General features: G+C 70.7%; 14 protein-coding genes. 6 read left to right on the forward strand and 8 right to left on the reverse strand.

All coding sequences use genetic code 11. The features are described 5' to 3' along the window. Window positions 1-124: 124 nt before the first annotated feature. The 3 genes from msrA to CFW40_RS22985 form a co-directional block, all read right to left on the reverse strand. Entirely contained in the window at window positions 125-802 is a 678-nt protein-coding gene (gene msrA, locus CFW40_RS22975) for a peptide-methionine (S)-S-oxide reductase MsrA (protein WP_088799656.1), read from the reverse strand. Window positions 803-925: 123 nt separating this feature from the next. Continuing rightward, window positions 926-1780: a YwqG family protein gene (locus CFW40_RS22980; RefSeq protein ID WP_088802312.1), complete on the reverse strand. Its 855-nt coding sequence runs from the start codon at window positions 1778-1780 to the stop codon at window positions 926-928. A 93-nt stretch (window positions 1781-1873) separates the two neighbouring features. Further along, window positions 1874-3034 (reverse strand): hypothetical protein, encoded by a 1161-nt coding sequence (locus tag CFW40_RS22985; protein ID WP_088799657.1) that lies wholly within the window; start codon window positions 3032-3034, stop codon window positions 1874-1876. A gap of 385 nt (window positions 3035-3419) precedes the next feature. Between CFW40_RS22985 and CFW40_RS22990 the strand changes: the two genes are divergently transcribed. Then, on the forward strand, window positions 3420-4580 hold the full coding sequence (locus CFW40_RS22990) for a cystathionine gamma-synthase (RefSeq protein ID WP_088799658.1): 1161 nt from the start codon (window positions 3420-3422) through the stop codon (window positions 4578-4580). Here the strand turns inward: CFW40_RS22990 and CFW40_RS38245 are convergent. The 3 genes from CFW40_RS38245 to CFW40_RS23005 all read right to left on the reverse strand — a co-directional run bounded on the left by CFW40_RS38245 (window position 4548) and on the right by CFW40_RS23005 (window position 6183). Further along, window positions 4548-4880, reverse strand: coding sequence for a hypothetical protein (locus CFW40_RS38245; protein ID WP_306427441.1), 333 nt, complete (start codon window positions 4878-4880; stop codon window positions 4548-4550). The genes CFW40_RS22990 and CFW40_RS38245 overlap by 33 nt on opposite strands. After that, the gene (locus CFW40_RS38250; RefSeq protein WP_088799659.1) at window positions 4877-5341 is read right to left on the reverse strand and encodes a sigma factor-like helix-turn-helix DNA-binding protein; all 465 of its coding nucleotides are present in this window, start codon (window positions 5339-5341) and stop codon (window positions 4877-4879) included. Before CFW40_RS38250 ends, CFW40_RS38245 begins: the two co-directional genes overlap by 4 nt. Before the next feature lie 341 nt (window positions 5342-5682). Next, window positions 5683-6183: a MarR family winged helix-turn-helix transcriptional regulator gene (locus CFW40_RS23005; RefSeq protein ID WP_088799660.1), complete on the reverse strand. Its 501-nt coding sequence runs from the start codon at window positions 6181-6183 to the stop codon at window positions 5683-5685. Window positions 6184-6389: 206 nt separating this feature from the next. Between CFW40_RS23005 and ilvA the strand changes: the two genes are divergently transcribed. The 3 genes from ilvA (at window position 6390) to CFW40_RS23020 (ending at window position 10112) form a co-directional block, all read left to right on the forward strand. After that, a complete protein-coding gene (gene ilvA, locus CFW40_RS23010) occupies window positions 6390-7661 on the forward strand; it encodes a threonine ammonia-lyase (RefSeq protein WP_088799661.1) in 1272 nt (423 codons plus the stop codon). Between the two features lie 451 nt (window positions 7662-8112). After that, window positions 8113-9237, forward strand: a complete 1125-nt coding sequence (locus CFW40_RS23015; RefSeq protein WP_256331321.1) for an ATP-binding cassette domain-containing protein — start codon at window positions 8113-8115, stop codon at window positions 9235-9237. After that, window positions 9234-10112 carry an ABC transporter permease gene (locus tag CFW40_RS23020; RefSeq protein WP_371127270.1) on the forward strand — a complete coding sequence of 293 codons (879 nt, stop codon included), beginning with the start codon at window positions 9234-9236 and terminating at the stop codon, window positions 10110-10112. Before CFW40_RS23015 ends, CFW40_RS23020 begins: the two co-directional genes overlap by 4 nt. A 174-nt stretch (window positions 10113-10286) precedes the next feature. Here CFW40_RS23020 and greA read toward each other — a convergent pair whose 3' ends face one another. Both greA and CFW40_RS23030 read right to left on the reverse strand, forming a co-directional pair. Next, a complete protein-coding gene (greA, locus tag CFW40_RS23025) occupies window positions 10287-10784 on the reverse strand; it encodes a transcription elongation factor GreA (protein WP_088799662.1) in 498 nt (165 codons plus the stop codon). A gap of 212 nt (window positions 10785-10996) precedes the next feature. Next, window positions 10997-11407: a DUF4307 domain-containing protein gene (locus CFW40_RS23030; RefSeq protein WP_088799663.1), complete on the reverse strand. Its 411-nt coding sequence runs from the start codon at window positions 11405-11407 to the stop codon at window positions 10997-10999. A gap of 130 nt (window positions 11408-11537) precedes the next feature. Here CFW40_RS23030 and mca point away from each other — a divergent pair, with 130 nt between their 5' ends. Both mca and CFW40_RS23040 read left to right on the forward strand, forming a co-directional pair. Continuing rightward, window positions 11538-12410: a mycothiol conjugate amidase Mca gene (gene mca, locus CFW40_RS23035; protein WP_088799664.1), complete on the forward strand. Its 873-nt coding sequence runs from the start codon at window positions 11538-11540 to the stop codon at window positions 12408-12410. Between the two features lie 4 nt (window positions 12411-12414). Beyond that, window positions 12415-12666: a hypothetical protein gene (locus CFW40_RS23040; RefSeq protein WP_088799665.1), complete on the forward strand. Its 252-nt coding sequence runs from the start codon at window positions 12415-12417 to the stop codon at window positions 12664-12666. Window positions 12667-12748: the final 82 nt, after the last annotated feature.

A 12748-nucleotide genomic window follows, 5' to 3' on the forward strand; every position in this document is an offset into this window, starting at 1 on the left:
GATTGCTTCGGATGGTAGCCAGATTCCCGGCTCGCGTCCTGAAGTTCGGCAAGTGCGCGGGGGTGGTCCGGCGAACTGGTACGTGGGACCACGACACAGTCAATGCCGGTATGCGTCTTGGCCCTTACTCGCCCAATGACGGCGCTTCGGCGACCCCGATCGGGCAGCTCACCCCCGTCCCGCCGATCCCGCAGTACCCGGCCGGGTTTTTGTCCAAGTACTGCTGGTGGTATCCCTCTGCCGGATAGAAGGGCCGGGAGGCGTCGGCGGGGAGGATTTCGGTGGTGATGTCGGTGTAGCCGGAGTTGTGGAGGACGGTGCGGTAGGCGTCGCGGGAGGCTTCGGCGGCCTGTTGCTGGGCGGGGGAGTGGGTGTAGATGGCGGAGCGGTACTGGGTGCCGACGTCGTTGCCCTGGCGGAAGCCCTGGGTGGGGTCGTGGGACTCCCAGAAGAGCTTCAGCAGGGTGGCGTACGAGACGATCTTGGGGTCGTAGACGACGCGGACGGCCTCGGTGTGGCCGGTGTGGCCGCTGCAGACCTCTTCGTAGGTGGGGTTCGGGGTGTGGCCGCCCTGGTAGCCGACGAGGGTGGTCCAGACGCCCTCGGTCTGCCAGAACTTCCGCTCGGCGCCCCAGAAGCAGCCCAGGCCGAAGTCGGCGGTCTCCAGGCCGTCCGGGTACGGGCCGAGCAGCGGGTTGCCGAGGACGGTGTGCCGGTCGGGGACGGTGAAGGCCCGCTCGGGGCGCCCTTCGAGCGCTTCGTCCGGCGTGGGGAGGTGGTTCTTGAAGCGGGAGAAGAGCATGTGATCAGGCTCCTGGGCTGGGCAGGGAAGCGGCGCACGGCGTTGTATGGGGGGTAACGCCTGAGGGGCGAGGGGTATTCCGGCTCGGGCAGTGGGCGCGGTGGCAGCCGCACCATCGTTCCGTCAGCCGCACTGCCAGGTGAACATCGCGCGGTCGAAGCGGCGTGCGGCCAGGTCCTCGGGGCGTATGAGCCAGTAGAGGGCGCCACAGTCGCCCCACATCATGTCGGCGTCGTGGTCCGTGTCGATCTGGGCGAGCAGGACCCAGCGGAGCGCTTCCTCGTCGATGCGGGGGTCGTCCCACGGCGGGCTGCCCAGGGCGCCGTGGGCGACTTCGGACTCCACCGCGTCCTGCACGGGGTTCGCGTGGCCGCCGAGGCGGTGATCGGTGCCCGCTGAGTGGTCCCACAGAGCTTCCTGGAAGTCCTCGCCCCATAGCGGGTGGTCGTCCGGCAGCGAGGTGAACTCCCGGTCGACCAGGGGGTGCCAGGAGTACGGGGCGGTCGCCTCCGCGCGCGCCGTCAAAGGCACCTCGGGGTAGGGCCGGAGACCTTCCGGCGTGGTGCGTGCGGCGGTGGGGACGTCGGCCGGTACGTACAGCACGCGTGCGCCCGCCCAGGTGTCCGGTTCGCGGGGCTCGACCAGGGCGCTGCCGTCGTCGAGCTGACCGTCGAAGTAGAAGAAGGCCAGCGTGCCGTCCTTCGGTATGGCGATGTCGAGGGCGGCCGAGGGGAGGAGGGCGCAGTCGAGCGACGCGATGAAGGCGAGCGGGCCGTGGCCCTCCCAGACGGGCCATTCGGTGGCCTCGGACAGCTCCGGGAGGCCGCCGAGCCGGCCGACGACCGGGGCGGTCTCGGGGGCCGTGGCCTTCTCCAGGCGCAGGCCCGGCCGCAGCAGGCCGATCCACCGTTCCGCGATATCGGCGGGCAGGTGCGTGTGGGCGAGCGCGTGCAGTGGGTCGACTGTGCTCTCTGTCATGTGGTCGATGATGCACGGTGCCACTGACAGTCGGCCGTGGGCGCGTTGAGCTGCGGGCCGGAGTCAGGGATCTGCCGCTGCGCCAGGGATGATCTACTGCCCCGCCGGCGGAAAGCCCGCCGCGTTGCCGCCCAGTTGTTCCCAGCCCGCGATGGCCAGGGCGCGGTAGGCGGCGTACTCGGCGGCGGGGCTGCGGCCGTACGACCAGGGGACGGCGCCGACATGGCCGTCGACCAGGCGGAGCTGTTCCATGGCCTCGGCGTAGCGCTCGGCGCGGACCAGGAACCAGACCAGCAGGTGGCGGACGTGCGGTGCCATGGGGTGGTCGGCGGGGGCCTCGCGCAGGGCGAAGTGGGCGCCTTCGATCGCGCGCTCGACGACCGCGCTCCGGTAGAGGCCGCGGACCAGGTTGGCCTCGGGGAGGTGGTCGTAGACGGCGAAGAGGGGGAGGGCCGGGAGGAGGGTCTTGGCGGGGGCGGCGGCCGCCGCGCGCTCGGCGAAGGCTTCGGCCTCCTTGCGGGAGCCGTGCCACTTCTCGGACCAGTAGGGGAGCGCGGCGAGGTGTGCGCCCATGTGCTGCGGGGCGCGCTGGGCGACCTTCGTCCACAGCTCTTCGTAGTCGGCGGGGCGGTCGCCCAGGCCACGGGCGACGGCCAGCTCGGTGATGTACGGGATCGGGCTGCCGGGCGCCAGCAGGGCCGCCTCCCGGCAGACCGTACGGGCCTCTTCGAGGATCATGCGGAAGTCCTGCGAGCCCGGGTCGCGCAACGCCTGGACCACCAGGAACTGGGCGTGTGTCTGGGCGCCGCCCGGGTCCTTGGGCGCCTCCGAACGCCAGGTGCGCAGCCAGATTCCGCCGGTCCGCCCGCCGTCGCCGTACCCCGGGGCCGTCCCGCGACCCTGCTGCTCCGTCGCCTCCTCCGCGGCCAGCTCGAACGCCGCGGCGCCGGCCAGCGTCTGCACCCGCTGCCAGCGTCGCTCCCAGTCGTCGCCGGTGGACTTCAGCAGCGCGGCGGCCGGGCGCCAGTCGTGTGTCCGGCGCATCTCCTCCAGCGCATCGGCCAGTTCCTGGTCGGGGCCGGGCAGCCGGACGTCGAGCTCGTCCAGCGGGACGAAGCCGTAGCCGGCCATCGGGTCGGAGGCCACCACCAGGCCCTGCCGGGTGTGCTGTACGGCCCGCCGGCGCCGCATCCAGGGCAGGAAGACGAAACCGCCGAGCGCGAGCGCGGCGAAGAGAACGAGCAGAGCGTCCATGTGGGGTGTCCTGTACCTGTACGGCTGTCGGTAGCGGTGTCCGGCAGAGATGTCGGGAGCGGTACCCGGGGGCGGTAGGCCGTGGGCCGTAGTGGTCACGGCTGCCGGTGTAACGCTAGCGGTGCGGGGCGGTGGGGGGCCGGAGAGGCGGGAGTGGCGGAGAGGGAGGAGTGGCGGGAAGGGGGAGCGGCAAGGGCAGTGGGGATGGCGGGGAGTGGTGGAGTGGTGACGCGCGGTTGGGGTGGTGTGGTGGGGGCCGGTGAGCGGTCTTGTGGCCCCGCGGTGCCGTGGCTCTTCGGTTCTTCGTTCTTCGTATGTATCCACTATCCAGGCAAGCAGAAAGTTCCGAAAAGTAAGGTCGCGAGGCCGACTACCCTCGGTTGGCATGAGCGATCAGCGCGAACCACGCCACCAGCATTTTGAAACCGTTGCCATCCACGCAGGCCAGGAGCCCGACGAGGCCACCGGCGCGGTGGTACCGCCCATCTACCAGGTATCCACGTACAAGCAAGACGGAGTCGGCGGGCTCCGCGGCGGCTACGAGTACAGCCGCAGCGCCAATCCGACCCGTACCGCCCTGGAGGAGAACCTCGCGGCTCTCGACGGCGGCCGCCGCGGCCTCGCCTTCGCCTCCGGCCTCGCCGCCGAGGACTGCCTGCTGCGCACCCTGCTGAGCCCCGGCGACCACGTCGTCATCCCCAATGACGCCTATGGCGGGACGTTCCGTCTCATCTCGAAGGTCGTCGAGCGCTGGGGTGTGGAATGGTCGGTGGCCGACACCTCCGACCCGAAGGCCGTACGCGATGCGCTGCGGCCCCGTACGAAGGCGATCTGGGTCGAGACCCCCAGCAATCCGCTGCTCGGCATCAGCGACATCGCGGCGCTGGCCGGGGTCGCCCACGACGCCGGGGTCAAGCTGGTCGTCGACAACACCTTCGCCAGTCCCTACCTCCAGCAGCCGCTCGCCCTCGGCGCGGACGTGGTGGTCTACTCCACGACCAAGTACATGGGCGGGCATTCGGACGTGGTCGGCGGCGCGCTGGTCGTCAACGACGACGCCCTCGGCGAGGAACTGGCCTACCACCAGAACGCGATGGGCGCGGTCGCCGGACCGTTCGACGCCTGGCTCGTGATGCGCGGCATCAAGACGCTCGCCGTCCGTATGGACCGCCACAGCGCCAATGCGGCACGCATCGCGGACCTGCTCGCCTCGCACAGCAAGGTCACCCGCGTCTACTACCCGGGGCTGGCCGAGCACCAGGGCCACGAGGTCGCCGCCAAGCAGATGCGGTCCTTCGGCGGCATGGTGTCGTTCCAGGTCGCGGGCGGTGAGCAGGCGGCGGTGGAGGTCTGCAACCGTGCCAAGCTGTTCACCCTCGGCGAGTCGCTGGGCGGTGTCGAGTCGCTGATCGAGCACCCGGGGCTGATGACGCACGCCTCGACGGCCGGGTCGCTGCTGGAGGTCCCCAACGACCTCGTGCGGCTCTCGGTCGGCATCGAGTCGGTCGACGACCTACTGGCCGATCTCACGCAGGCGCTGGGCTGACGCAGGCTCCGGTCTGACGCACCGGTCGCTCGCCGCCGGCCGCTCACCACCCCTCCGCGGGAGGGGGGTGCCGGCCGGCGGGGGCAGCCGCCAGGCGTGATCCATGGCCACGGCCGCCCAGGCCAGCGCCGCCAGGGCGAGCAGCGCGCACAGCCAGCCGAGGCGGCGCAGCAGCCTGCGGTGGGCCAGCAGGCGGCGGCCGCGGGCGGCGGCCCGGTCGGCGAGACCGGGCGGGACGAGCGGATGCGGACCGGCCAGCATCCGCCGTACCTCGGTTTCCTTGCGGTCGGGGAGACTCATGCCGGGGAGGGCTCCGGTCCGGGGCGGCGGCTGCGCATCTCCGCGATCGCATGCAGGCACAGGGTGTGCACCCGCTCGGCGGGCAGCCCGAGTTGGGCCGCGGTCTGCTCCTCGCCCACGCCCTCGTACAGCCGCAGGACGAGGACCAGGCGTTCCCGTGGGGGCAGCCGGTCCAGCAGTCCGCCGCGCGGTCGGCGGTGCCGCCGGGCGGTGCGCGCGAAGTCGGCCGCCATCTCCCGGCGGGTGCGCTCGTACGGATCGTCGCCGCGCAGCCGGTCCCAGGCGGCGTAGGTCCGCGCGAGTGCGCAGGTCAGCAACTCCTCGGCGGCCGGGGTGGGTCGGGAAGCGGGCTCGCCGGTCAGCAGCGTGGCGATGTGCAGGAGGCGGCCCGCCGCGCCCGCCACGAACAGCTCGAACTCCCGGGCCCGGCGGCGCTCCCGCGCCGGTCGTCGCTCTCGCACCGCGCCTCCCGGATGACGGACACCCGGCCTCGGGGAGATCCCTCATCCCTGGGGACAGCCGGCCCCCGGCCTCTGGGTGGGCTCCTATGGCACGGCAGTGCGGCCACCGGGTCAAGGGGTATGACGGGTGCGGCGGTCCGCGGGCAGACAGTCCGGGAGGCGGCAGGCGCGCGGCGGGCAGGCAGGCGGGCGGCGAGCCACGCGGTCAGGCGCGTAGGGGCCGGGCAGGCGGGCTGTCGGGCAGTCAGGCGGTCCAGGACGCCCGCAGGACTTCATGTCACGACGTCATGTCACGACTTCACGCCAGGGCATACCTCAGGACCTCACCCCGGGCCATCACGTCAGGACGTCGGGCCCATCGGCGTCAAGGACGCGGTGATGTCGGAGAGGGAGGCGTTGAAGCGCGTCAGGAGGGTGGTGAACGCCGTGCGCTCCTCCTCGGTCCACTGCTCCGTCACCAGCGCCATCAGCGCGCGGCGGGACGTGCGGACCTCCTCCAGGCGGGCGAGGCCGCGCTCGGAGAGCTGAAGCACCACGGCCCGGCCGTCCTCCGGATGGGTGGCACGGCTGACCAGCCCGGAGTCGACCAGCGGGGCGACCTGACGGGTGACCGTCGAGGAGTCGATGCCCATACCGGCGGCCAGGGCCTTCACGCCCATCGGGCCCTCCTGGTCGAGGCGGTTGAGCAGCAGGTAGGCGGCGCGGTCCATGGAATTGCGCGCCTGCCCGACGCCGCCGAGCCGGCTCTGTTCTGCGCGGCGGGCGAAGACGGCCACTTGGTGCTGCAGCGCGTCGAGGAGAGCGGGGTCGGTGTGGGTCGTCATGTCCGAAGAGGTGGGCATGGCCGGGAGCTCGCTTCGATGGAAGTGCGTATGGATGGGAGGACAGCGTACGCGGACCCGGTGTGAGGCGTCCCTGGGCTGTCCATTCCGATAATGCCCCGTAACCACGGGTGGGCGTACGGGGCAGCCCGTACGCGTTCCGGGCGCGCCTGACCGCCATTCGGGCAGAACACGCTCCACGGAGGGCGAACTGCAAGACTGGCGATATGGCTGACCACACGCCGCGTACGCCGCACGGAACCTCCGCCTCCGCGCACCTCGCCGAGGACCCGGCCGCCACGGTGACGGTCGATGACGTGCGCGCGGCGCACAAGATGCTCTCGGGCGTCTCCCGGGCCACCGCGATGGAGGGCAGCCGCTATCTGGCCGGGCTGGTCGGCGCGCCCGTCCACCTCAAGTGCGAGAACCTTCAGCGCACCGGCTCCTTCAAGATCCGTGGCGCCTATGTACGGATCGCCGGGCTCTCGGCGCGGGAGCGGGCGGCCGGTGTGGTGGCCGCCAGCGCCGGCAACCACGCACAGGGCGTGGCGCTCGCGGCGTCGTTGCTGGGGGTGCGGTCGACGGTGTTCATGCCGGTCGGCGCCCCGTTGCCGAAGGTGGCCGCCACCCGCGAATACGGCGCCGAGGTACGGCTGCACGGCCAGGTCGTGGACGAGACGCTGGCCGCCGCCCAGGAGTACGCGCACGAGACCGGCGCGGTCTTCATCCACCCCTTCGACCACCCGGACATCATCGCCGGTCAGGGCACCGTCGGCCTGGAGATCCTGGAGCAGTGCCCCGAGGTGCGGACCATCGTCGTCGGCGTCGGCGGCGGCGGTCTCGCCGCGGGGGTCGCGCTCGCGGTCAAGGCGCTGCGGCCCGATGTGAAGGTCGTCGGGGTGCAGGCGGCGGGCGCGGCCTGCTATCCGCCGTCGCTGGCGGCCGGGCGCCCGGTGGCGGTCGAGGGACTTTCGACGATGGCGGACGGCATCAAGGTGGGGCGGCCCGGCGAGGTGACCTTCCCGATGGTCGCGGCGCTGGTGGACGAGGTCCGTACGGTCACCGAGGGCCAGCTCTCCAGCGCGCTGCTGCTGTGCCTGGAGCGGGCGAAGCTGGTGGTGGAACCGGCCGGGGCGAGCCCGGTGGCGGCGCTGCTCGCCGATCCGGAGTCTTTCCAGGGGCCGGTGGTCGCGGTGCTGTCCGGCGGCAATGTCGACCCGCTGGTGATGCAGCGCATCCTGCGGCACGGTATGGCGGCCGGCGGGCGCTACCTCTCGCTTCGGCTGCTGCTGACGGACCGGCCGGGGGCGCTGGCGACGCTGCTCGGTGTGCTGTCCGAGGCCGATGCGAACGTGCTCGACGTCGGCCATGTGCGGACGGATCCCCGGCTCGGGCTGACCGAGGTCGAGGTGGAGCTGCATCTGGAGACGCAGGGGCCGGCGCACTGCGACGAGGTGCGCGCGGCGCTGCACGAGGCGGGGTACGTCATCGCGGAGTAGTGGCGGCATGCGCCCGCGGTGGGGGTACGGGCACGCAGCGGCGATGAGGGCCGGCGGTGCGGCGGAGCGCGTACGGGCTGGCGGTGCGGCGGAACGCGTACGGGCTGGCGGTGCGACGGATCGCGTTCGGGCTGGCGGTGCGGCCGGGCGTGCAGATGCCGCACGAGGTGCCGGGATGCCGCAAAAGGGATCTCCGTAAAGGGATAGGACACAGGGGTTCCGTGGGTATAGCGTGACGCCCCCACACGCGCCGACGAACGCCTGTTCCCCTTCCGTTCGTGCGCGGAAAATCGAAATTTGTATCGCGATGTATCGCGTTTGGTTGTACCGTCGTGGTTACGGGGTGCCAGGTAGTCGTGGCGTTCCGTTGCGGATGAATGCCGCAGGGCGGGCATAGGCCGCCAATCGTAATATTCGACCTGGAACTGACCCAAGCCATGGGAGACCCCATATGCCAGGCGCCATTTACGCCGAAGGTCTGGTGAAGACCTTCGGCGACGTGAGGGCACTGGACGGCGTCGATCTCGACGTCCCCGAAGGAACCGTCCTCGGAATGCTCGGCCCCAACGGTGCCGGCAAGACCACTGCCGTACGTGTCCTGACGACCCTGCTCCGGCCCGACCGGGGCAAGGTGGTGGTCGCCGGGATCGACGTCCTCGCGCAGCCCGACGAGGTGCGGCGCTCGATAGGCCTGTCCGGTCAATTCGCCGCCGTGGACGAGTACTTGACCGGTCGGGAGAACCTGACCATGGTCGGCCAGCTCTACCAGATGAGCGGACGCGACGCCAAGCGCCGGGCCGCTGAACTGCTGGAACGCTTCCATCTCGGTGACGCCGCCGACCGCACCGCCAAGACCTACTCCGGCGGTATGCGCCGCCGGCTCGACCTGGCCGCCGCCCTGGTCGTCAGCCCGCCCGTGATGTTCATGGACGAGCCGACCACCGGCCTGGATCCCCGTAACCGCCAGGCGCTGTGGGACGTCATCCAGGAACTGGTCGCGGCCGGCACGACCCTGCTGCTCACCACGCAGTATCTGGAGGAGGCCGACCGCCTCGCCCACGACATCTGCGTCGTCGACCACGGCAAGGTCATCGCCCGCGGCACCTCCGACCAGCTCAAGGCGCGTACCGGCGGCGAGCGTGTCGAGGTCGTGGTGCACGCCCCCGAACACCTCACCGTCGCCGACGAGGTCCTGCGCGGCTTCGGCAAGGGCGAAGGCACGGTCGAACCGCACACCCGCAAGCTCACCATCCCCGTGGCGGGCGGCGCCAAGCTGCTCGCCGAGGTCATCCGCGAACTGGACATACGCGGGGTGGAGATCGATGACATCGGGCTGCGCCGCCCGACCCTCGACGATGTGTTCATCTCGCTGACCGGGCACGCCGCGGAGGCGGCGGAGGAGAACGGCGCGGGCGGCAAGGGCTCCGTGGGGCGGCAGAAGCGGGGCGGCAAAGACGGCAAGCAGGGCAAGGGCGGCGAGGACCCCGGGGCGGCCGGTCCGGGCGGGACGGGTCCGGCGGCCCGGGTGGCCGAGGCGGGCGCGGGCGTACCGGCCGACAAGGAGGGCGTGAAGTGAGCACGGTGACCGAAGCGGCCGGCGGCGCCGGTGTCCGTACCCCGCAGTCGCGCGGCGGCTTCAGCCGGTCGGTACGCGACTCCCTGGTCGTCGCCAAGCGCAATCTGATCCGGATGATCCGGATCCCCGAAGTAGTGATCTTCGGCCTCATTCAGCCGATCATGTTCGTGGTGCTGTTCACCTACGTCTTCGGTGGCTCCATCAACGTCCCCGGCGCCCCGCCGGGCGACGACCAGGCCTACCACGAGTTCCTGATGGCCGGGATCTTCGCGCAGACCGTCACCTTCGCCACGGCGGGTGCCGGCGCGGGGATCGCCGATGACATGCACAAGGGCCTGATCGACCGGTTCCGGTCGCTGCCGATGTCCCGCGGTGCGGTGCTCACCGGCCGTACCCTCGCCGACCTCGTGCAGACCGCGCTGACGATGGTGGTGCTGGCGGCCGTCGCGCTGCTGATCGGCTGGCGGTCCCACGAGAACCTGGTCGAGGTGCTGGCCGGCTTCGCGCTGCTGCTCCTGCTCGGCTACGCCTTCTCCTGGATCGGCGCGCTCATCGGGCTGACCGTGCGGACGCCCGAGGCGGCCACCTCGGGCGGGCTGATCTGGCTCTTCCCGCTGACCTTCATCTCGAACGCGTTCGTCCCCGTCGACGGCATGCCGTCGTTCCTGCAGCATGTCGCCGAGTGGAACCCGTTCAGCGCGACGGTGGCCGCCGCCCGGCAGCTGTTCGGCAACACCATCGACAAGGCGCCCACATCGGTGACCGGGGCCTGGCCGATGGACCACCCGGTGCTGGCCTCGGTGATCTGGTCCGTCCTGATCATCGCGGTCTTCCGGACGCTGGCCGTCCGCAAATACCGGTCGGCGACGGCCTGAGGGTGCCGCCGAGCGGTACGGCCCAGGGCGGGCACGGCCGGAGCGGTTGCGGCCTGACGGGTTGCGGGCCGCGGGGTGACGGTCGCAGCGGCCTGGTGCCGCGGACATGACGAAGCGGCCCGGAGCATCCATGGTGCTCCGGGCCGCTTCGCTGTCTCAGGGGTGCCTCGGGCGTCAGCCGGAGTACGGCTTCGCGTCGAGGATCTTCACGGTCGCCTTCTTGCCGTTGGGGAGCTCGTACTCCGCCTCGGCGCCGACCTTCTTGCCGTTCACGCCGGTGCCCAGTGGCGACTGGGGGGAGTAGGTCTCGATGTCCGAGCTCGCGTACTCCCGGGAGGCCAGAAGGAACGACAGCGTGTCGTCCGGGTCCCCGTCGAACGCGATGGTGACGACCATGCCGGGAGCGACGACGCCGGTGGCGGCAGGCGCTTCGCCGACCTTGGCGGTCTGCAGCAGCTGGGTGAGCTGGCGGACACGCAGTTCCTGCTTGCCCTGCTCTTCCTTGGCCGCGTGGTACCCGGCGTTCTCCTTCAGGTCACCTTCCTCGCGGGCCGCCGCGATCTTCTCGGTGATCTCGGCGCGTGCGGGACCAGACAGGTGCTCCAGCTCTGCCTTGAGCTGGTCATACGCCTCCTGGGTAAGCCAGGTGACGTTTTCGCTGGTCTGGGTCACAGGTGCTCCTCGTCGGTACTGGGGATAAATCAAACGCCCTACCAGGAAGGTTTGCGCCTTCACAGGTGGGCGAAACCACGAGCCTAACAATTCCGGCACAAAACGGGGAAGAGGAAATTCACAGCGGCCGCACAGGGACGCATCATCGCTGATCAGAGGCGGTGACGACACGCCCTGCGGGTGGGCGGGTACGGAGAGCGGCAGGCGGGCGGTCAGCCGTTGCCCGAGGTCGTGCAGCCGACGAGGACGGCGTTGGTGGCCCGCTTCGTCGTCCGCACCGTGACCTCGGTGTCCACCTGGGCCGAGCGCTGGTCGACGGTGACATCCTTGCGGCCGACCTCGGAGCCGTCCTCGGCCTGTGAGCGGAGCGTGCACACGCCCTTGGCGTCCGTGTCCTTGACGACCTCGAGATGGACCTTGACAGCGTGATCGGAGACCGCGTCCCAGGTGATCACGCGGGCGCTGAGGCCCTGCCCCGAGATGTACGAGACGCCGCACCAGCCGATCACCGCCAGCAGGGCGGCGCCGAGCACCGCCCCAATGATCTTGAGGTTACGGTCCGCACGCGCATCCGCGGAGCGGCCGTAGCGTCCGTCGGGGAGCCCTTCGCGTACCGCGGTCATGATCCATCCTCCTGGTCGGGGGACCTGAGCCACGAACCCCCGGGGGGTCCCCGCCCCAGGGAATACAGCGCCCCCTCGCTTCGGTCACTATAGGAGGCATCTTCTCCGGCCCTTTACTGAGGATCGAGTCTTGACTGAGCAGCTGCGATTGATGGCGGTCCACGCCCACCCCGACGACGAGTCGAGCAAGGGTGCGGCCACGATGGCCAAGTACGTGTCCGAGGGGGTGGACGTGCTGGTCGCCACCTGCACAGGCGGTGAGCGAGGTTCCATCCTCAACCCCAAACTCCAGGGAGACCCGTACATCGAGGAGCACATCCACGAAGTACGGAAGAAGGAAATGGACGAGGCCCGGGAGATCCTGGGCGTCAAGCAGGAGTGGCTCGGCTTCGTCGACTCCGGGCTGCCCGAGGGCGACCCGCTGCCGCCGCTGCCGGACGGCTGCTTCGCGCTGCAGGACGTCGACGAGGCGGCCGGGCGGCTGGTCAAGCTGATCCGGGAGTTCAAGCCGCAGGTCATCACGACCTACGACGAGAACGGCGGCTATCCGCACCCGGACCACATCATGACCCACAAGATCACGATGGTGGCTTTCGAGGCGGCCGGCGACCCGGATAAGTACCCGGAGGCCGGTGAGCCCTGGCAGCCCCAGAAGCTCTACTACAACCAGGGCTTCAACAGGCCGCGCACGGTCGCGCTGCACGAGGCGCTGCTGGAGCGCGGCATGGATTCGCCCTACGGCGAGTGGCTGGAGCGCTGGAAGCAGTTCGAGCAGCGCGAGCGCACGCTGACCACCTACGTCCCGTGCGCCGACTTCTTCGAGATCCGTGACAAGGCGCTGATCGCCCACGCCACCCAGATCGACCCCGACGGCGGTTGGTTCCGGGTGCCGATGGACATCCAGCGCGAGGTCTGGCCGACGGAGGAGTACGAGCTCGCGAAGTCGCGGGTGGACACTTCCCTCCCCGAGGACGACCTCTTCGCGGGCATCCGCAACAATTGAGTCCATGATGAGCGCGACCAGCACCCTCGCCCTGACGCACTTCGTCACCCTTGCCGACACCTTCGACAAGGACAAAGTGACCCCCGGCGTCCTCGGCTTCATCGTCTTCGCGGTCATCGGCGGCGCCGTGTGGCTGCTGATGAAGTCCATGAACAAGCAGATGAAGAAGGTGGACTTCGAGGAGCAGCCGGAGGACGGCGAGGCGGGCAGCACCGCCTCCGCCGCCACGCCGGCACCCAAGCCCAAGACCAGCTGAGTCCGGCCGAGGACCGGCCGAGGGCGGGTCGGGGCGGGTCGGCGGGTGCGTGAAGACCGGGTGGCGGTCGACGGCCGGCCGA

The sequence above is a fragment of the Streptomyces sp. 2114.4 genome (assembly GCF_900187385.1).
Lineage (GTDB): Bacteria > Actinomycetota > Actinomycetes > Streptomycetales > Streptomycetaceae > Streptomyces > Streptomyces mooreae.

Bases quoted from the DNA above. Each gene is read 5' to 3' on its own strand.
- CFW40_RS23040 (WP_088799665.1), top strand. From the start codon at position 12,415: ATGATGAGCGCGACCAGCACCCTCGCCCTGACGCACTTCGTCACCCTT.
- CFW40_RS23030 (WP_088799663.1), bottom strand. From the start codon at position 11,407: ATGACCGCGGTACGCGAAGGGCTCCCCGACGGACGCTACGGCCGCTCC.
- CFW40_RS22985 (WP_088799657.1), bottom strand. From the start codon at position 3,034: ATGGACGCTCTGCTCGTTCTCTTCGCCGCGCTCGCGCTCGGCGGTTTC.
- CFW40_RS23015 (WP_256331321.1), top strand. From the start codon at position 8,113: ATGCCAGGCGCCATTTACGCCGAAGGTCTGGTGAAGACCTTCGGCGAC.
- ilvA (WP_088799661.1), top strand. From the start codon at position 6,390: ATGGCTGACCACACGCCGCGTACGCCGCACGGAACCTCCGCCTCCGCG.
- CFW40_RS22980 (WP_088802312.1), bottom strand. From the start codon at position 1,780: ATGACAGAGAGCACAGTCGACCCACTGCACGCGCTCGCCCACACGCAC.
- CFW40_RS23005 (WP_088799660.1), bottom strand. From the start codon at position 6,183: ATGCCCACCTCTTCGGACATGACGACCCACACCGACCCCGCTCTCCTC.
- CFW40_RS38245 (WP_306427441.1), bottom strand. From the start codon at position 4,880: ATGAGTCTCCCCGACCGCAAGGAAACCGAGGTACGGCGGATGCTGGCC.
- CFW40_RS22990 (WP_088799658.1), top strand. From the start codon at position 3,420: ATGAGCGATCAGCGCGAACCACGCCACCAGCATTTTGAAACCGTTGCC.
- msrA (WP_088799656.1), bottom strand. From the start codon at position 802: ATGCTCTTCTCCCGCTTCAAGAACCACCTCCCCACGCCGGACGAAGCG.